A 20135-nucleotide genomic window follows, 5' to 3' on the forward strand; every position below is an offset into this window, starting at 1 on the left:
ACCACTTTCTTCATCAAGGACATTTTACCCTTGATGTTCAAACCACTTTCTTCATCAAGGACATTTTACCCTTGATGTTCAAACCACTTTCTTCATCAAGGACATTTTACCCTTGATGTTCAAACCATTTTCTTCATCAAGGACATTTTACCCTTGATGTTCAAACCACTTTCTTCATCAAGGACATTTTACCCTTGATGTTCAAACCACTTTCTTCATCAAGGACATTTTACCCTTGATGTTCAAACCACTTTCTTCATCAAGGACATTTTACCCTTGATGTTCAAAGAAACTATCAACATTACCCATAAAAAGTTCTTTTGCAGACAGTAACAGCTTGAATTAAAAAACCGCCCAGATAGTGCCTCTAAAAGTTAGAATGAAAATCTAACTTTTGGAGGCACTTATCCTAGCAGTTTTTTTAAGTCTTATTCTAATCTAACGTAAAATCCAATTCTGGTCCCACAGGCACGATTCCTGTTGGGTTGATATTTTTATGGCTGCGGTAATAATGTTCTTTGATGTGGTCAAAGTTCACTGTCTCCGAGATTCCTGGCCAATTGTACAATTCTCTGGTATAGCGCCATAGATTTTTATACTCTCTGATTTGACGGATATTGCATTTGAAATGACCATAATAGACACTGTCAAAGCGAATCAATGTCGTAAATAAGCGCCAATCGGCTTCTGTAACTTGATCGCCAACTAAAAAGCGTTGATTTTCTAGCCGTGTCTCTAACTGGTCCAATGTTTCAAACAACTTAGTCACTTCTTCTTGATAAACGTCTTCTTTAGTTGCAAATCCAGCTTTGTAAACGCCGTTGTTGACATTTTGATACACGACTTCGTTGATCGTATCGATTTCTTCACGCAAATCTTCTGGATAAAAATCGCCTTCTTTGGCGCCCACACCGTAAAAAGCTGTATTCAACATGCGCATGATTTCAGAAGACTCATTATTCACGATTTTATTTTGTTTCATATCATACAGCATTGGAACTGTTACGCGACCGCTGTAATGGGGGTCCACATGTGTATAAATCTCATGCATGTACTTGGCATTGAATATAGGATCAGGAATCACACCTTCACCTGGTTCAAATGTCCATCCGTTTTCTGCCATCAATGGATTCACAACGGATATTGAGATCATGTCTTCTAATCCTTTTAATTTACGCATGATCAACGTGCGGTTTGCCCATGGACAAGCCATAGCTACATATAAGTGGTAGCGATTCGGCTCCGCCTTAAAGCCGCCTTCACCAGTCGGACCAGGGCTGCCGTCTGGAGTGATCCAATTGCGGTATTGAGCTTCCGTACGAATAAAGCGTCCTCCGTTACCTTCTGTGTCATACCACTGATCATGCCATTTCCCATCTACTAATAACCCCATCTGTTTCTCCTTCCAAAAATCCATTCTATTATTTTGTCTGTTTGCTTACTATATATCTATTATAAAGACCGGTGAGAGATTTAACAAATAGAACAGCTATTGATTTAACCCCCCCAGCCCACTCGATTGAATTAAAAATGGAATATTGCCTGCCCTATTCATTAACGACAGCATATTTTGTTTGCCAATTGATTAAAAACGTTCACAGTACACTAGTCAATCAATTCGCCTAGAACGACTTCTACTATGTCAGTTTCTTTTCGTTCGATTAAATAATTTCGAATATCATAATTAACGACCAATCGCTGTAACCGGATATCATCTTCCTCTGTATAAGCCATTCCAACTTCGTGCAATAACCGATGATAGGAATCCATTAATAAGCTTTTCGTTTCAGGAGTCCACTGTCTTACTGTTGGATTTTCCATTGACTTCTGTTCAAAAAAAGCCTCAGTTTCTTCTCTGTTTAACTGCCAGTCCAACACCAAAAATTTGTCCCATACGACTTCACGCATCCATTCATACATTAATTGATCTTTTTTCAACAAGGCGTAAAACAGAATTGCTTTGCTTGTTGGAATATCGGTTGCTAAAAACTGATTAAATAAATAGATGTCTAATTCTTCTAACCGTTTTTGGATTTCGCTATAAAACCTGCTTGATCTATCTTCACTGGCGAGTTGAAAACTATTTTCCTGTACAATTGTTTCCGCTATTTCATCATATGTTTTCCCTTGATGCAAAAAGGCAGCAACTTGCTTTGATTCTGCATACAAAAATGGTCGGGTATTCAATGTGGTTAAGTATTTTTTAGCAGCCATATATCCTCACTCTTCTCATTAGAATTGTCTAGTATAAGTATACCATTTATTCAAAAAGACAACTATTTAAGTCGCTAAATTCAATTGAATAATAACTTGACTGAACCTAGGGATGAGATTGGAAAAAAACTCATCCCTCATTTTGATGGTCATGACAACTTTCATCAAAATTAAAGAATGAGTTTTTTGATTTTATATTTGCTTTATAATAATTTAATCTTTGCTGAATGCAACAGTGTACAACAATCAATAAAACTTTTTTCAAGCCTATTTATTATCTAAGAGACTTTCTTATACTCCTACTTACTTCAGCGGCTAAATTGCACGGGATCCTCAAATCCATCTATCAAGGTCCTTGTTTCGCTTAATTTAGTTTCTGCAATTTTTTCACCATGTCTGTAAGAGTAGCGGACCGGTACTTGTCTGCGGATCGCTTCATATTCATTCTCAGTTGGCAGCACAATAAAATCAGCCGGCTTACCTTCTTCGATTCCATAACGTTCTTCAATGTGCAGTGTTTTTGCGCTGTTGATCGTGATCAAGTCCATAGCACTCATGATTTCTTCGTAGCCTGTCAACTGAGTAGCATGCAGCCCCATCAATAGAACCTGCAGCATATTTCCTGTTCCCAACGGGTACCAAGGATCATAGATATCATCATGGCCGAAACAAACGGTTAAATCAGCTTCTAATAATTCTTTGACTCGTGTCAGCCCTCGCCGTTTCGGATAGGTATCAAACCGTCCTTGCAGATGCATATTGACTAGCGGATTGGAAACAAAACGAATATCAGATAACTTCAGTAAACGGAACAGCTTAGACGTATACGCATTGTTGTACGATCCCATCGCTGTTGTATGGCTAGCTGTTGTTCGCGAACCCATTCCTCTTTCGTATGCTTCTTTTGCCACAACTTCAACAAAACGTGATTGTTCGTCATCGATCTCATCACAGTGGATGTCCACTAGACGATCGTATTTTTCCGCTAAGTCAAAAGCAATCTTAAGAGATTCTACACCATATTCTCTAGTGAATTCATAGTGAGGAATGCCGCCTACTACATCAGCTCCCATTTTCAAGGCTTCTTCCATTAGTTCTTTTCCATTTGGATAAGATAAAATACCTTCCTGCGGGAAAGCAACGAGTTGAATATCGACATAAGGTGCCATCTCTTCTTTCACTTCCAACATAGCTTTTAACGCTGTCAAATGAGGATCAGTCACATCCACATGTGTGCGCACATATTGTATTCCTTGAGCTATCTGCCATTGCAAAGCTTTTTTTGCTCGTGTTTTAACATCTTCATGCGTTAAAGAAGCTTTGCGTTCAGACCAGCGCTGGATGCCTTCGAACAATGTTCCGCTTTGATTCCAATTTGGTTCACCCGCAGTCAATGTTGTGTCTAAATGAATATGTGGTTCAATAAAAGGAGGCAGCACTAATGAGCCCCTGACATCCAATACACCCGTTCCTTTTTCTATGGATTCTGGCTGGGGTTCAATACTCGTAAACATTCCATTTTCGATCTTAATTTGCCAAAGACCTTTTTTTCCTCTTAATGCTGCATTTTGAATAATCATCTATTCTACACTTCCTTTAGTGTTTTTTTCAATTCCCATTGTCTTAGTGATTGGTAATTTCATCAGCCCTGTATACACCACGGCTGTGCCTACTAGTGCATTAAGCGGGGAGATTCCAGGTGCAAATTGAGCCAAAATGACACCGATGACCCACGCCAGAAGCGCTGTCCAGTTGACGGATACGAAAGTTGCTTCTTCAAATTTGGTATAGTTGCAGCGTTTCACGAAAAAGTAGTCAGCAATAATGATTGCTCCAATCGAAGGAATAGCCGCACTTAGCAGATTCAAAAAGCCGACAAAATTAGTGTACATCCACATAGCCAATACAGTTCCAATAATTCCATTCGCAAAAACCCAGAATTTCTTAGAGATTTTTGTAATGTTGGCAAATCCTAATCCAGATGCGTAAAGCGCATTATCATTGGTTGTCCAAATGTTCAGTGCCAATACTAATATTGCTGGTATCGTTAGGCCTTGCAAGAATAGGACTTCTGAGATATCTGAAAGCCCGTAAACCATAGCCCCCACTGCTCCGAATAAGAACATTAGCGAATTACCTAAGAAAAAAGCTGTTGAAGTAGCCCCGACAGCAGAACGCGAAGTTTTTGCAAAACGGGCAAAGTCAGCTGTCAATGTCCCACCGCTGATAAAAGATCCGATACAAATCGTCAAAGCAGCTGATAACGCAAGACTTGTTTCTGGTTCATATTCAAAGAGACCACGTAACCCACCTATAACTTCAGTTGCTTCAATAACTGAATAACTTCCTAGGACGGTAATCAAAGGAACAGCGATAAAACTTAGAATAACTAGCGACTTCATCCCGTATAGAGAAGCCAGTGTGATCGCAACCCCAAAGACAAAAATCAGTAAGTAACTATTCCAGCCCATTTCTTTTGCGATCGGAACAGCGAACATTGCCACACCAACTCCAAACCAGCCGACCTGAGTAAAGCCTAACAAGAATGAGGGGAAATAGGATCCTTTTTCCCCAAATGAGTACTTGGCCAGCAAGTGAGTAGACAATCCCATTTTTGCTGCAATATGCGCCAGTGCGCCAGTATAAAGGCAGAGCGCGAAGTTCCCCAGCAAAACAACAAGTAAAAATTGCGAGAATGTTAAATTTAATCCCAACTGACCTCCCGCTAACATACTGGCTGAAAAGAAGGTGAAACCTAGCATCACTGCCATTGTTTTTGCAAAAGAATTCCGGTTCGATTGCGGTACCGTTTGTAACGAAAACTCTGTATCTGTTTTCTTCATTTTATTTCCTCCCATTTCTATGGGTACCGAAAAGCACAAAAAGAGACGGATCATCAGTTTTCACCTGACAATCAGCCTCTTTTTTAAATACAGGAAAACACAGCATATACAATTGCTTGCCTACACTTCTTCCCTATTTTCATCCGCTTCCTTGTCAGTCTCTCTGGACTGATTTAAAGGTACCTGTTATTTGATTACACTTATTATTCCAGAAAACCCTTTGTCTGTCAAACAGAAAAAATACTATCCATCATTTTTGCGTTTCATTTATAAAAGAAATACGATATCTTATGGAAAAGCGTCTTTATTCACAAACTTTTTTGTGGTACTATAGGGTTATCTTAATAGTGAAATTTTGTAATAACAAGTTTTAACATAGGGATTTGCTTCAGAGCAAGTTCACCTTTGAGCATTTAAAACTAAAGTAACAATGACTTATAATTTAGTAAGCAGTCTTTTTCTAACAGCTATTCAGAAATGAGGAGAAACAGTGAAACGAATTGCATTAATAACGGTCGGATTTATGTCATTTGGTTTAGGTTCAATCGGAGTCTTATTGCCGATTTTGCCTACTACACCTTTTTTGTTGTTAAGTGCATTTTGTTTTACTAGAAGCTCTGACCGTTTTGATGTCTGGATCAGACAAACTCGTCTCTATCGTCTCTATGTCGCTGACTACATGGAAACACGCACTATTCCTATGGATCGCAAATGGAAAATTCTGCTCAATATTTATCTCTTGATGGGTTTTTCGATATTTTGTGCACCTATACTCCCAGTAAAAATAGGATTAGCCTTGTTGACGGTCGGCATCACGTTTTTCTTGTTTGTACTCATTCCCAGCAGCTAAAAAAAAAGACGGCTTTCTAAATCATGATCACCCTCCAACAGTTCGATGGATTCGTCGAACTGTTGGAGGGCTTTTTCTTGCTGGATTCTCATTCATTATGGGATGATACTCTTAGCGATCATTGAAAATAAGGAGAAAACCAACATGAAAAATAAAAAAGAGGAATACCGAATTTTAGCAACTCATATTATCCAGCTTGTAGGCGGAAAAAACAATATTGATAATGTTATCCATTGCGTAACACGTCTTCGCTTTTATTTGAAAGATGATACACTGCCTGATGAGGAGAAATTAACCGATTTAAAAGGTGTTATGGGGGTAGTGAAGGCAGGAGGGCAGTACCAAGTAGTGGTCGGTCAAGCTGTCGATGATATCCATAAAGAGGTCTTGGCACAATTAAATCTATCCGATGACGAGCCGCACCATGAAGCAGCAACTCTTTCTGAGAACAGTACTACCTTTGAAAAGATCAAACACGGCGGAAACCAGCTTATCGGTGTCATCACAGGCTCAGTGATGCCAATCATCAATATCTTGGCTGCTTCAGGTATCATAAAAAGTCTGCTAGCTGTATTGACCGCATCCAATCTGATTGCTGAAACAAGCAGCGCTTATTTGATCATCAGCGCAATGGCGGATGCCGTCTTCTATTTCTTGCCTATTCTGATTGGATTCAATGCTGCCAAAAGATTGGGCGGAAATCCTTTATTAACAGCCGTAATTGGTGGTGTCATCATTCACCCAACCGTTCTTGAAGCAGCAAACAATGGACTGAATATTTTATCTGTTGGTACCTTTGACTTTCCTTACGTAGCTTATACCTATTCTATTTTTCCCATGATATTAGCTGCTTGGATGGTAAAAAAACTAGAAGCAGGGTTAAAAAATTGGATTCCTACCTATATTCAAGCTATTTTGGTTCCGATTCTTATCATTGGAATTGTAGCTTCCATTACCTTTTTACTTACCGGCCCTGTCATCACATGGCTCTCTCTAGGTTTAGCACATGTACTTCAAGCCTTATTGAGCTTGAATGCGCCTATTTTTGGAGCCGTTATTAACGGCTTTTATCAACTATTGGTTATCTTTGGTTTGCATTGGGGAATCATCCCTATTTACGTCAATGACTTTGCCACATTAGGGTATAGTTACTTGTCAGCCATGGTAAGTATGACCATCGTCGCCCAAGGTGGTGCGGCTTTAGCGGTAGCGGTCAAATCAAAAAAAGACGACATTAAAGAACTAGGATACGCGGGAACGATCTCTGCTTTTTGCGGAATCACTGAACCGGCAATCTATGGAATCAATCTGCGCTTCCGTAAACCCTTTATCTGCGCTAGTATTGCCAGTGCGATTGGTGGCTTCCTTGCTGGAGTTTTCCAAGTCAATATGTGGAGCATTATTGGCTCTATTATTGGACTGCCTTCTTTTATCGATCCAGAAAATGGTATAACAGCTAACTTTTGGTACGCTCTCCTTGTAACAGCAGTTACTCTGTTTTCTGCGTTTGTACTTACTTATATCTGGGGCTACAATGACAATATGAAAATGCATGAGAAACGTGAGAAACCTAAAAACCCAGCTAAACAAACAATGGCTTAAACAGTACAGTCTGTTAAAAATATTCGAAAGAAAAAGGAGCTGACTCAAAATTCGAGTAGTGTTATTCGATTTTGGGAAAGCTTCTTTTTTATTGTCTGAACAAGTTACTGATTTCTTGGCAAGAGGTAAGAGCCATCCAACTACTTTTACTACCTTCGAATAGCTGCTAATCGCCTAATCACAGCCATTCGATTGCTTTTTCTAATCTCAAAAGAACTATCCCGTTCTATTTAACGCTTAGAAAAAATTCTTTATCTCTAATTTCTTCAGTTTATCTTTATGAATGCGATAATTTTTCCCTTCTTTTATCAACAACCCCATTTGCTGAAATTGTTTTAAGGTATGGAACAAATGTCGGTAACTAACGCCTAAGAATTCTGCAGTCTCTGTTTGTTTCTCCATGTAAATCCCATCAACTTCTACTTTTAAAATATATGTAGCCAATCTATACTTCAACTCATAATTCTGGCTATTCGTAAAATGATTGACTCGAATCAACAATTTTTTGGCTAAATAGGTAGATAAATAATTCATGAATTGGTTGTCCTTCAACAAGACAGCTTTGGCTACTGACAACGGTATCACTAGACAAGTCAGTTTATTGACTGCCATAATATCTTTTGTCTGTTTTTCGACCTCCAGCAAAGATAACTCACCGATCATATCTCCACTATCAATGAATTGCAGTAATGACCGTTTCCCGTTCTCATGGATCATATAGATTTTAGCCCGACCTTGAAGAATAAAATAGAGATACTCCGAATCTTCACCCAAATTCAAAACCATTTCCTTTGGTTCAAATTCAACTATTACGGCTTGGCTGGCTATTGCAGCTGGAGTTTCCACCATCATTTCTTCAATTGCTTGGATCTTTTCTAGAATATCAATTTGGTCCACATCTTTTAGGACTATTTTTTTCAACTAATCACCTCAAATAGGATATATCTCCTATTAATATACTGCATTTGAGTGTAAATTAGTAGCGAGGTGAAAGAAATGAAACAGTACAAACACTTGATTTTCGACTTGGATAACACATTACTGGATTTTAACGATACAGAAGAACAAGCGCTTAAAAGCGTGTTTAAAGAATTTAAAGTTCCTGAAACCATTGAAACCTTTGACACATATAAAATGATCAACAAAGGTTTGTGGACTTCTTTAGAACAAGGTGCGATCACGCGAGAAGAAATTTTTAATAGCCGATTCACTTTATTTTTTAACGAATACAGCTTGAAAGTGGATGGCGTAAAAGCAGAACAACTATACCGCAACTTTTTAAATGAAGGCTGCAAGACTATCGAAAATGCCGGTTTGCTTTTGAGCAAATTAAAGAAAAAAAACTACCGTATCTATGCGGGTACCAATGGAATGGGCATTACACAAAGAAAACGATTGCTGGATTCACACTTGCTGCCATATTTTGATGAATTGTTTATTTCCGAAGAAATAGGCTATGAAAAACCAGATACCCGCTTTTTTGATACCATCTTTGAGACATTACAGATTACGGAGAAAGACTCCTGTTTAATGATTGGAGACAGTCTGTCTTCCGATATTTTAGGAGCTCAGAATGCTCAAATCGATAGTATTTTGTATACTTCGGAGAAAAATATGACGTCTTCAACTGCAACTTACACCGTAAATGAGTTGCTCCACATTTATTCCTTGCTGGAAGACTAGGGTTTGAACATCATGGGAGTATACTCCTTGATGAAGATCAGCATTTGAACATCAGGGAAGTAAGCTCCTTGATGAAGATTAGCGTTTGAACATCAGGGAAGTAAGCTCCTTGATGAAGATCAGCGTTTGAACATCATGGAAGAAAGCTCCTTGATGAAGATCAGCGTTTGAACATCAGGGAAGTAAGCTCCTTGATGAAGATCAGCGTTTGAACATCAGGGAAGAAAGCTCCTTGATGAAGAATGGCATTTGAACATCATGGAAGTACACTCCTTGATGAAGATTAGCGTTTGAACATCAGGGAAATAGGCTCCTTGATGAAGATCAGCGTTTGAACATCAGGGAAGTAGACTCCTTGATGAAGATCAGCGTTTGAACATCAGGGAAGAAAGCTCCTTGATGAAGATCAGCGTTTGAACATCAGGGAAATAGGCTCCTTGATGAAGATCAGCGTTTGAACATCAGGGAAGTAGACTCCTTGATGAAGAATGGCGTTTGAACATCAGGGAAGTAGACTCCTTGATGAAGATCAGCGTTTGAACATCAGGGAAGAAAGCTCCTTGATGAAGATCAGCATTTGAACATCAAAGGTAAAACCGCTTTGATAAAGAATGTGGTCTAGATTGTCTTCTGCTCCAGCCATTCGTTTTCTCCCCTTGAACAATTTAACTCTATACAAAAAAACCTTACTATAGACACAATACAACCTTGTCTATAGTAAAGGATTCTTTTCTGGTAAGGCCTATGATACTTTCTGTAGTTTACTACACCAGCTGAATAATCAGTTTAGCGTAGGAGCGAACTATCTTCTACCTTCCTTTTGATAAAATCATTAATTGATTTCTGCCACTTCCTCATCATCAAATAAATAACTCTTCTTCTTAATCCCAAAATAAACGACCATCAACCCATTGCTTACAACCAACAAGACCACAAACAACCAAACAGCTGTCGACATCGATCCGCCGATCGAAATGGCATTTCTCAAAGCCTCGATCGCATACGTCATTGGTAAATAAGGGTAAATACTTTGGTAGATTCCATTTGATAAAACGATTGGGTATGTTCCGCCAGAACCGGCTAGTTGCAAGATCATAAAGATCAACATCAAGAAGGCCCCCACTTTGCCAAAGACGACATTGAATAAAGTCACCATCGACATAAAGGCCATCGATTCAAGAATCAAGAATCCCACTACTTTTCCTGGATAAATCGGCTCCATACCTAAGCCATAAATCAATACAACGAACACGATTATAGCTTGTAAAACACTCACTATGCCAAGGATCGACATCTTACTTGCCCACCAAGCGATACCTGAAGTAGGTTGGGTTTTTGGTTTGTAAGCATCAAACATCATATTAGCTGTCAATGTTCCTACAAACAACGCTACTGACATCATATAAGGAGCCATGGAAGTTCCGTTGTTCGCCACTTTATCTTCATCTGTGTGGTCCAAAGATACCGGTGCAGAAATCGCTTCTGCAGAATCTTTTCCTGTATTGACTTCACGAATTTTGTCAGCTCCTGCCGTCAAACTATCGGTCAGTGTCAACAAACCATCATCAACTTGTTTTAATGAACCAGCAACTTTTGCTTCCCCTTCAGCCAATTGTCCACTTCCAGAGGAGATTTGTTGCGCGCCATTCGTCAATTGCCCTGCGCCTTCTACTAATTTACTACTGTTCCCGGCTAATTGTGAAGTCCCGTCCGCTAAAGTTTGCGAGCCTGAAAGTAAAGCTGTGACACCATTGCTGAGGGCCGGAATTTTACTTGCAACAGTCGTCAAACCGTCTGCTAAAGATTCAGCACCGTTCGTTAATGCTGGAGCATTGCTGTCCAATTGCTCCGCCCCATCGGCGATTTGACTAGCTCCATCGGCTAATTGGTCCACGCCGGATACCAATGCTGGTGTTTTTCCATCTACGGTTGCTAACCCTTCAGAAAGCTGAATAACGCCATTGTTCAGTGTATCTGCTTTACCAACCAATTCTTTCGTACCGTCTAAAATCGACTGGCTGCCTGCTTGCAATTGTTGCAAAGAGCCTGTCAGCACAGGCATTGATTGGTTCAATTGACTGGTTGCATCAGCAATGCCTTGTGCAGCTGGCCCTGCTGATTGAGAAAGTTGGTATACACTGTCAACGAATGCTTCTAAGACTGGCATTTGTGCCTCAGTCACTTTAGCCAATTGCTCTGTCTTTGTTTTCAAATCAATTTCTGCTTGGCTGACACCAGCTGGATCTGCCGCTTCTGTTTGACCGCTTTGATTTTGCATCGTCCCCAACACCAAAGCCTCTTGTTCTTCGGTCAATTCAACTCCACTATCTGCTAAGGCCTGTGTCACAGCATCCGCTGTAGCTGTCAAATCCGTTTGGCTTGACTCTTCAACTGCAGATGAAGAATCTGAGGCAGCTAACACGTCAGATACTTGTTGAATATACGCTTGTACTCCCATTAAATAGTTTTCCAACTGCTCTTTATTTTCCGCACTCAAGTTTAGCCCTTGCAGGCTGTTCGCCAACTGAGTCGCGCCATCATTCAATTGTTGAACTTGTGTCGGTAGGTTTTCGGTCTGTTCGACTAATTGCGTCAATCCTCCATCCAATTGACCGACACCATCGTTGACTGCGCTCACGCCGGATGTGTATTGTTCAATACCGGTCATCAACGTTGAAGCTCCATTTGCCAAATGACTGATCCCCGTTGTCAATGCTGGCAGTTGTCCAGAAAGACCGATAATTCCAGTGTTCAATTGAGAAGCAGCTGAAGATAATGTGCCGACACCTATTGTGTATTGTTGGACCCCATTTGCCAAAGAACCGGCGCCGTCATTCAATTGGTTGATTCCTGTCGTCAATGTTGGTATGTTTCCAGACAGCGTATCGATGCCTATTGCCAATTGGCCCGCACCATTATTGACTTGGTCTACACCAGCTACGTAATCTTTCAGACCGACACTCAATGTTTGACTGCCTTCTGCAAATTCAAGCGAACTAGACGCTAATGTTTCCAGATTGGTTTGGATCAATTCACTAGCGTCCACCAATTGAGTCGTTCCATCTTCCAGTTTTTGACTTCCCTCTGCTGCTTCTTCCATACCTGAACCTACATTGCCAAATTGTTCCAAAATCGTTTCCGTATACATTCCCGTTACTTGATTGGAAACTTCACTTTTCAACTCTGTAATAGCCGATGACGCCATTTTGGAAGCTGTCAAATTTCTCCCTTGAGTCGTTTGGTAATCGATCGTCATCTGTTCTGGTTCGTCAGTCAAGAGCGTCGTCGCATTCTCTGAAAAGCTTTCTGGGATAGTGATCTTCAAATAATAATCCCCGGCAGCTAGTCCCTCATCAGCGTCTTTTTCCGACACAAAATGAAAGTCTAAACTGTTGCCCTCTTTCAAATTATCTACCAGTTCATCCCCTATTTTTAAAGTCTTCCCTTGAAAATTTACCGCTGTGTCTTTATTGACTACCGCGACCGGCAGCTGGTCCACATTCCCATATGGATCCCATAAAGCTCCCAGGAAAATCAGATTGTATAAAGCCGGTATTAGAATAATAGCCCCTAATACAATTAAAAGAAACTTATGCTTGAACATAAATCCCCACTCTTTTTTCATCATTAAAACCGTTCCTTCTTTCTTTTTTTGCTCTCGCGCATCCTTTAAACTATTTTTTCAACAGAATAGTTTTGGACACTTGTCAAACTACTAGAACCATGATAAATTCTATTTGACTCTAAGACAAGAAACAGATTTTGTTATCTGTTTAAACTTAGACAGAATTGCAAATCTGAAAAAGAAGTGAGTGAGATCATGAAATATGACTTGTCTAAAAAACCGACTCGTGGCGCTCAACGGACCCTCGAAGCTTTCTCGAAGACCATGTTCATTCTGCTGGCCAAAAAGCCCTTTGAAAACATCAGTGTAAACGAGATCTGTGAGATCAGCAATTTCCCTAGAGCTACTTTTTACAACTATTTTGATGACAAATACGACCTATTGAATTACTGCTGGCACTTACTAAGCAGTCAAATCTACCTTAATGAGCAGCAACACGTTGACTCAGAGAAAATATTGGCGACACTATTTGACCGGACCTATTATTTATTGTCCTCTCACAACGAATTATTGAACGACATTTTAAAACACAATCCTCTCAACAGTTCACTGATTGCTAATTTTAGTATTTATTTGAAACGTGTTATTCAAGATGTGTTTCATGAATATCTGCACTTCGATAACAAAGAAGTTCCCATAGAGTTAGTTGTCGATCACTTCAGCAATACGGTGATGTTGATTTTAGAGGCTATTTTCTTAAAACGACAACCGATTACTCTTGAAGAAGCACACACTTATTTGAACTTCCTGCTGGGCCATTTAGTGGAAAAACCCCACTAACGTTCATTTCCAGCTGCTTGCCTGGGTTAGCTCAATCGCTAGACATCATCATTCTGGGCTGCTAAATAACGTTAAAGTGCCAGACTTTATCATTCAGATCCGCTAGTTGATGTTCCGCAAGCCAGGCGGTGTAAAAAAAGAGTCTCAGAACCAATGAGAGCGCTTTTAAATTACCCAACTGCATTTAATTGTTTTAAAAAATGTGGTGGTCACAATTGAACGGTGCCTACAGTTTTTTTGTCTAGACGACAATCTGTCCAGGCCAAATGCCTGATGTATTTCGCTGTTTTATAGTACTATAAGAGTAGGTAGAGCTTTTAGTTAAACTACGTCTCCTTCCCAATTAGTTGTATCATATAAGAAGCGAGCAGCTGACCAGAAGTTGTCTGATTTTTATTTGCAGAAAGGAGAAGAAATGGTACATATTGTGACGGGTGTTTTATTGCTGATTTTTTTACTGGTTTATCTCCAAGATCGGCGAAAAGTGAGCAATGGATTCTTTTTATCCTTGTTTCTATTGAGCCTGTATCTATCGATCACTTATGAAGCTTTAACCACACGCCCACCTGTTATTTTTTGGTTATTTATTATTATCACGATCCTTGGGCTGGCATTTCTTTTACTAGGTGGTTTCGCATTGATGGTTTTCCTGCTCATTAATGCTAGAATATTGTTTAAAAGAGAAGGCTCACGCTTACGAAACTCGCTGACGTTAGCCACCGGCTTAGGTATTTTAAGTTTATTTGTATTATCGTTTTTTCCAATCCAAGATTATTTTCCTGAACAACTGCACTTTCTTTTTACGTTTTCGATTTTTTGTATTCAATACATCGCCTTTTTCTTTATTGAATTTTTTATTTCTTCCATGCTGTACCAAGTTTATTTTCCCAAATACAACAAAGATTTTATTATTGTTTTGGGAAGCGGGCTGATAAATGGAAACCAAGTTCCTCCATTATTGCAAAGCAGAATCAATAAAGCTTTATCTTTCTACCACAAACAAAGAGAAAAAACGGACAAGAGAGCTAAAATCATTTTTTCAGGTGGACAAGGACCCAATGAAACCACCTCGGAAGCTGAAGCTATGGCACAATTTGCTTTGATCAACGGTTTGCCGCCAGAAGATGCTATTCTTGAAGATCAGTCGGTCAATACCGAAGAGAATATGCGCTTTTCAAAACAAAAAATGGAAGAACGGAAAATGGATGATTATCAGGCTGTGTATGTCACCAACAACTTTCATTTATTGAGAGCTGGGATGTACGCTAAACGCGCTGGACTAAAAGCACAAGGAATCGGTTCAAAAACAGCTTTCTATTTTTGGCCCAATGCTTTCATCCGCGAATTTATTGCTTATATCGTATTGTATCGCAAAATCCATTTCGCCATTCTTAGTCTCGTATTTCTCATTTTGCTGGCTTCTACGATATTCTTGCAATGGATCAACTGATTTTTATGCAAATTGGTTTAAAAGAATCCGGGCTATCAAAAAAGCTCATTCCTCTTTTTGATGAACTATCATCAATATGGGGAATGAGTTTTTAATTTGCCCAGTCAATTCTACTTAGTCAACCACCGTAATGCCTAAAAAGGATTGGATGAAATAATTGGCTTGGCGAGAATTGATTTTACAGCCTTTTAAATTCTCTGATTGGATGGAAAGCTGATTAAAATCACACGAGCTCAAGTCCATCTTCTTCAAATGAGTTCCTGAAAAGTTAACCTGATCGATATCACACTGAGAAAAAGCAGTTGTTTGAAACAGACACTCAATAAAATCAGCGCTATTCAGCAGACATCCTTCAAACCGAGCCGCTTTAATTTTCGAGTCGCTGAAATTAGCGAAATTCATTTTGCAGTCTTGAAAATCAACATCACCGATATAATTTTCACTGAACAAAGTCCCCACCATTTTGCAATTGAAAAAATGTGTCCGGTGAATCGATCCCTTGGACAAATCACAATTAGATAAGTCGCAATTTCTAAATATACAGTTACTGATCTCAATACCAATGAAATCATTGGCTGCGAATATGACGTGTTCAAATACACACCGCTCAATAACAGGATGCTGAATAGCTTGTTGTTCAATCACTTCTTTAGATATATTGACATTCTCGATCAAAAAATCTTCGTCTTCAAAAATCTGAAAAAAAGATCCTTCTGCATTCGTTTTTTCATTTACGTTAGGCTGTAACATGAAGCGCCTCCTCAATCAGTTTCTCCCTTATCATACACAAATTTCGCGCAACAACCTAGCCTGTAAATTCGATTAAAAGAATCATTCAATATACCATTCTCTTCGCTGCTGAACAGCTTTATTGAAGATTTCTTTCAATTCTTCTTCATAATTTCCTTCCAACGTCTGTTTCAGAGCCTTCAATTCCACCTCAAACTGTTCAATCGATTTTAACAAGGCTGTTCGGTTGTTTAAAAACAATTCACTCCACAAGTCAGCGTTGATATCCGCAATTCTGGTCAGTTCTTGAAAACTATTTCCCGCAAACGTCAGAGTTTCTTTTGAAGCCTGTGCACTATTGACGACTGCCACGGATAAAGCATGCATCAATTGACTGACGTACGCAATCTGTTCATCGTGCTGTTCCGGAGAAACCCTTGTCACTTCCGCAAATCCAATCTCCTTGTACAGCTTTTCAATGGTATGTAAAGAAGCCTCTTTATTTGTCGAGGTAGGAGTAAGTAAAACATTGGCCCCTATGAAACGCGTATGATCTGCTCCAGAGATGCCCTTTTTTTCGCTGCCTCGCATCGGATGCGCAAAAACAAAATCCACAGTTGAAGGCAGTACTTTAGTCACTTCTTCAATAATCGCTGTCTTAACGCCTGTCACATCAGTCAGAATAGCTCCTTTTTTTAAGTTGTTTTTGTGCTGTTCGACAAAAGGTGCCACCTGACTTGGGTAAAGAGAAATCAAAACGACATCCATCTCTTGTAAAATACCGTCAGCTTTTACAAATCCTTTTTGGATCATTCCTTGTTCTACCGCAGTTTGCAGCGTTGATTCATTGACATCTATTCCGTACACTTGTTTATACCCGGCCGCTTGAAGCCCCATAGCAAATGATCCGCCAATAACACCTAATCCAACAATCGCAATGTTCATTTTTTACTCCCCTCCTTCCATACAGAAGCTATCGTTTCTGGAAGCTGCTCCTTGATCTGATTTAATACGTCGTCCAAAGTAGTCTGATTTTCTACTCTGAAGTCAGCTGCTGATCGATACAAATCGATCCGTTCTTCATACAATTGGTATAGCTTATTTACCCCTTCTTTTAATAAAGGCCGGTGCCCGATGATGATATCTTCGATAATGTGTTCAACCGGCCGATCAATAAATACGATCCAGCCTGTTTCACTTAGAGCCTGTATATTTTCTGGCTGGAGAACAACTCCCCCACCACATGAAATGACCGTGTGAGTTTCTTTTGCAGCCAGTGTTTTACAAGCTTTCGTCTCTATGGCTCTAAAGTGAGCTTCACTCACTTCAAATAATTCTGGAATGGATTGAAGAGTGATTTGTTCAATAAACAAATCCATATCTCTAAACGGTAAAGTTAACTGTTGGCTCAGCAGTTCTCCAATACTGGTTTTCCCACTGCCCGTCATCCCGATCAACACAATATTTGTTTTCATAGCCCCTCACCTTGTCGTCCTTTCCATTCAGAGATCAATTGTTCCGTGACCTGCTCATCAATGGAACACTTTTCCCAAATCTCGACTGCCCGAACAGCCTGACCAATCAACATATCTAAGCCGTTAGCAGTTTGTTTGTTCTGTTCCCGCCCCAGCCTTAAGAAAGTTGTTTCGCCAGGGTTATAGATTAAGTCGATCAGGTAATCAAATCGTTGGATGATCGTTTTACTTATCGGAGTGCCGTTGACGTTAGGATACATCCCAACAGGAGTCGTATTGATCAAAAAATCGCCAGCAAGTGTCCCCGCTTCTTCATAATTGGTATACGTCTTCCTTTTTGTGTTTTCAAATCGCTCAGGAGCCCGAGAAATAATGTACAGGTGCTTAATTCCATGATCTATTAAATATGCTTCAACCGTTTTAGATGCACCTCCGGACCCTAAAACGACAGCTGTTTTGTTTTTAACATCCCAACCTCTGCGGTCCAAAATCAGCCCAAATCCGCTATAATCCGTGTTGTGCCCTGTCAATCTTCCACTGACGTTTTCAATCGTATTCACTGCTCCCAATTTCTCAGCAAATGAATCGATCTCATCCAAATATGGGAGAACGGCTTCTTTATAAGGAATCGTAACATTAACTCCATTGATGGACAGCGCTCGAATCCCATCCATCGCATGTTGCAACTGTGTTGGAGGGAACGGAAAAAGTTTATACGCAGCATCCAATCCTATTTTTTGATAAATGAGCTGATGCAAATCTGGCGACAAACTATGTGTTAGTTTTTCTCCGAATAATCCATAGAATTTCATGACGAACTCCTTTCAAAATTTGATATTGTTTGAAGTATAGACAAAAGAACGCTAAAAAACAACGGTAAATTTCATACTGCTGTTACCAGCCCCTTAGGTCATTTTAATATTTTTTTAATTAATCTGTTGACAACCTATTTTTTAATTGTTAGTATTGGTCTCACAGTTGAACAACAGCTGAAATAACTATTTGAGGAGAGACCAACATGAACTTACAACTTCAAACTAAAATGGCCCCACAATTGAATAGTTATTTCTTTAGCTTCTTTAGGAACACATCTATAGAGGCTAGAGATTTTTAAGCTGCTGACAACAGTTGCCCTATAGATTTTGAAAGAAATCGAATGGGGCAACGAACTAAACTAACATCAATTTATTAGTGAACTTACCCAACGCTACATTCGATACTCTTTCACAAGACTATCGGGTGTGGCGTTTTTTCGTTTTTCAATAATTTTTGTGGAGGAAGAATAGATGATTATTCATACGTTAGGTCCAAGCAGCACCGATAGTTATGCCGTCGCAGAATCTTTACTGCAATCCCAAGACGATGGGATTGTGGAGTATCCGTCTTTTGATAGCTTGCTGCACAGCATTGATTCCCTTTCTGAACAGTACGTGTTGTTTCCTGTAGCTTTCAAAAGCGCTCGAAAAGATTACGGCTGGAAAGAATTCAACTATGATTACTGGGACAAAGTAGATTTGGTAGACGTTTTCCAACTTAAAACCAAGCCCATGGTCTTAGTGAAGAATAAATATTATGCGGAAGACCGAGCGATGATCCATCCGGCCACCACGATTTTTTTGAAAAAATACTTAACTGCCCAACAAGAGCAGACAGCCATTGAATTTGCAGACAGTAAATACAAAGCTTGGATAGCCTTCTGCAAGAAAAATTTGAAATACACAATCATCAGTGAGGATGTGTTTGAAAGAGAAAAGAAAGCAGATTACACGATAGAAGCTCGATATGAACCAGTAATGGTGTGGTGTTTGTACAAAATAAACTAACAATACAGAGGAGAATGACTATGATTATCGTATTAAAACAAGGAACTAATGCAAACTCGATTAAAGATTTATCAGCTAAATTAGAAGCAAAAGGAGTGGCTGTGAGTCACTTTACAGATATCAAACGCGATTTTTTAGGATTGATCGGCGATACTAGTGGAATCGAAATGCATCAATTGCAAGCTTCTCCGAATGTAGAACAAGTGATTCGAGTAGAGGAACCTTACAAGCGTGCAAACAGAAAATTCCATCCCGAAAACTCTATCGTGACTGTTGGAAATGAAACGATTGGTGGAAATCAATTGGGGATTATTGCTGGACCGTGTTCGGTAGAAAGTGAAGAACAAATTGTCGCAATCGCTAAACAATTGAAGCAAGCTGGCGCGAACTTCTTACGCGGGGGTGCCTTCAAACCCAGAACGTCTCCATACAGTTTCCAAGGGCTTGAACTGGAAGGTTTAAGAATGCTTGAAACAGCAAAAGCTGAAACTGGATTGCCTATCGTGACAGAATTGATGTCTACCAAATGGATCGATCAATTTGTAGACTCTGTTGACATCATCCAAATCGGTGCCCGCAATATGCAAAATTTTGATTTGTTAAAAGAAGTTGGCCGCACGCAGACACCGGTTCTGTTGAAACGCGGATTGTCGGCAACTTACAAAGAGTGGTTGATGTCAGCGGAATACATTATGGCGGAAGGAAACGAAAATGTTATTTTGTGTGAACGCGGCATCCGGACATTCGAAACTGGCACACGCAATACGTTAGATATCCAGGCCGTTCCGGTCATCAAAGAACTCTCTCATCTGCCGATCATTGTCGATCCGAGCCATGCTGGCGGAATGTCTTACTTGGTGGAAGCAGGGGCTAAATCAGGTATCGTCGCCGGAGCAGACGGATTGATGATCGAAGTCCACAACGACCCAGCCAATGCTTGGAGCGACGGCGAACAATGTCTGACACCAGATGAATTCGCTGGACTGATGGAAAAAGCTCGCAAGCTGGCTGATCTCGAAGGACGTTCGATCCAAGAAGCCTCCACTGTTCTAACACGCTAA

The 20135-nt window shown here is 39.9% G+C and carries 17 protein-coding genes; 7 read left to right on the forward strand and 10 right to left on the reverse strand.

Translation table 11 applies throughout. From position 1 onward, the window contains the following. Window positions 1–433: 433 nt before the first annotated feature. From ACEN4L_RS12295 to codB, 4 genes are all read right to left on the reverse strand, one after another. Window positions 434–1393: a glutathione S-transferase family protein gene (locus ACEN4L_RS12295; protein ID WP_407096609.1), complete on the reverse strand. Its 960-nt coding sequence runs from the start codon at window positions 1391–1393 to the stop codon at window positions 434–436. Between the two features lie 212 nt (window positions 1394–1605). Then, window positions 1606–2214, reverse strand: coding sequence for a DUF1819 family protein (locus ACEN4L_RS12300; RefSeq protein WP_407096610.1), 609 nt, complete (start codon window positions 2212–2214; stop codon window positions 1606–1608). Between the two features lie 308 nt (window positions 2215–2522). Beyond that, a complete protein-coding gene (locus ACEN4L_RS12305; protein WP_407096611.1) occupies window positions 2523–3794 on the reverse strand; it encodes a cytosine deaminase in 1272 nt (423 codons plus the stop codon). Continuing rightward, the gene (gene codB / locus ACEN4L_RS12310; RefSeq protein WP_407096612.1) at window positions 3795–5057 is read right to left on the reverse strand and encodes a cytosine permease; all 1263 of its coding nucleotides are present in this window, start codon (window positions 5055–5057) and stop codon (window positions 3795–3797) included. 490 nt (window positions 5058–5547) lie between these two features. On the opposite strand from codB, the gene ACEN4L_RS12315 reads away from it, so the two are divergent. Further along, a complete protein-coding gene (locus tag ACEN4L_RS12315) occupies window positions 5548–5907 on the forward strand; it encodes a YbaN family protein (RefSeq protein ID WP_407096613.1) in 360 nt (119 codons plus the stop codon). A 144-nt stretch (window positions 5908–6051) separates the two neighbouring features. Next, the gene (locus ACEN4L_RS12320) at window positions 6052–7509 is read left to right on the forward strand and encodes a PTS transporter subunit EIIC (protein ID WP_407096614.1); all 1458 of its coding nucleotides are present in this window, start codon (window positions 6052–6054) and stop codon (window positions 7507–7509) included. 237 nt (window positions 7510–7746) lie between these two features. Here ACEN4L_RS12320 and yeiL read toward each other — a convergent pair whose 3' ends face one another. After that, window positions 7747–8430: a transcriptional regulator YeiL gene (gene yeiL / locus ACEN4L_RS12325; RefSeq protein WP_407096615.1), complete on the reverse strand. Its 684-nt coding sequence runs from the start codon at window positions 8428–8430 to the stop codon at window positions 7747–7749. A gap of 75 nt (window positions 8431–8505) precedes the next feature. Here yeiL and ACEN4L_RS12330 point away from each other — a divergent pair, with 75 nt between their 5' ends. Then, window positions 8506–9192, forward strand: coding sequence for a YjjG family noncanonical pyrimidine nucleotidase (locus ACEN4L_RS12330; protein ID WP_407096616.1), 687 nt, complete (start codon window positions 8506–8508; stop codon window positions 9190–9192). A gap of 832 nt (window positions 9193–10024) precedes the next feature. Here the strand turns inward: ACEN4L_RS12330 and ACEN4L_RS12335 are convergent. Next, window positions 10025–12820 (reverse strand): YhgE/Pip family protein, encoded by a 2796-nt coding sequence (locus ACEN4L_RS12335; protein WP_407096617.1) that lies wholly within the window; start codon window positions 12818–12820, stop codon window positions 10025–10027. A gap of 192 nt (window positions 12821–13012) precedes the next feature. Here ACEN4L_RS12335 and ACEN4L_RS12340 point away from each other — a divergent pair, with 192 nt between their 5' ends. Both ACEN4L_RS12340 and ACEN4L_RS12345 read left to right on the forward strand, forming a co-directional pair. Continuing rightward, complete coding sequence (locus ACEN4L_RS12340) at window positions 13013–13597, forward strand: TetR/AcrR family transcriptional regulator (protein WP_407096618.1); 585 nt, start codon at window positions 13013–13015, stop codon at window positions 13595–13597. A gap of 415 nt (window positions 13598–14012) precedes the next feature. Beyond that, entirely contained in the window at window positions 14013–15047 is a 1035-nt protein-coding gene (locus ACEN4L_RS12345) for a YdcF family protein (protein WP_407096619.1), read from the forward strand. 114 nt (window positions 15048–15161) lie between these two features. Here ACEN4L_RS12345 and ACEN4L_RS12350 read toward each other — a convergent pair whose 3' ends face one another. The 4 genes from ACEN4L_RS12350 to aroE all read right to left on the reverse strand — a co-directional run bounded on the left by ACEN4L_RS12350 (window position 15162) and on the right by aroE (window position 18063). Then, the gene (locus ACEN4L_RS12350; RefSeq protein WP_407096620.1) at window positions 15162–15797 is read right to left on the reverse strand and encodes a pentapeptide repeat-containing protein; all 636 of its coding nucleotides are present in this window, start codon (window positions 15795–15797) and stop codon (window positions 15162–15164) included. A gap of 81 nt (window positions 15798–15878) precedes the next feature. Next, a complete protein-coding gene (locus tag ACEN4L_RS12355) occupies window positions 15879–16721 on the reverse strand; it encodes a prephenate dehydrogenase (RefSeq protein WP_407096621.1) in 843 nt (280 codons plus the stop codon). Next, a complete protein-coding gene (locus ACEN4L_RS12360) occupies window positions 16718–17251 on the reverse strand; it encodes a shikimate kinase (RefSeq protein WP_079650605.1) in 534 nt (177 codons plus the stop codon). The genes ACEN4L_RS12355 and ACEN4L_RS12360 overlap by 4 nt, the downstream gene beginning before the upstream one ends. Then, window positions 17248–18063: a shikimate dehydrogenase gene (gene aroE, locus ACEN4L_RS12365; protein ID WP_407096622.1), complete on the reverse strand. Its 816-nt coding sequence runs from the start codon at window positions 18061–18063 to the stop codon at window positions 17248–17250. Before aroE ends, ACEN4L_RS12360 begins: the two co-directional genes overlap by 4 nt. A 474-nt stretch (window positions 18064–18537) precedes the next feature. Here aroE and ACEN4L_RS12370 point away from each other — a divergent pair, with 474 nt between their 5' ends. Both ACEN4L_RS12370 and aroF read left to right on the forward strand, forming a co-directional pair. Continuing rightward, window positions 18538–19074: a hypothetical protein gene (locus ACEN4L_RS12370; protein WP_407096623.1), complete on the forward strand. Its 537-nt coding sequence runs from the start codon at window positions 18538–18540 to the stop codon at window positions 19072–19074. Between the two features lie 20 nt (window positions 19075–19094). Beyond that, complete coding sequence (aroF, locus tag ACEN4L_RS12375) at window positions 19095–20135, forward strand: 3-deoxy-7-phosphoheptulonate synthase (protein WP_407096624.1); 1041 nt, start codon at window positions 19095–19097, stop codon at window positions 20133–20135.

The organism is Desemzia sp. FAM 23988 (assembly GCF_045528365.1).
Taxonomy (GTDB): domain Bacteria; phylum Bacillota; class Bacilli; order Lactobacillales; family Carnobacteriaceae; genus Desemzia.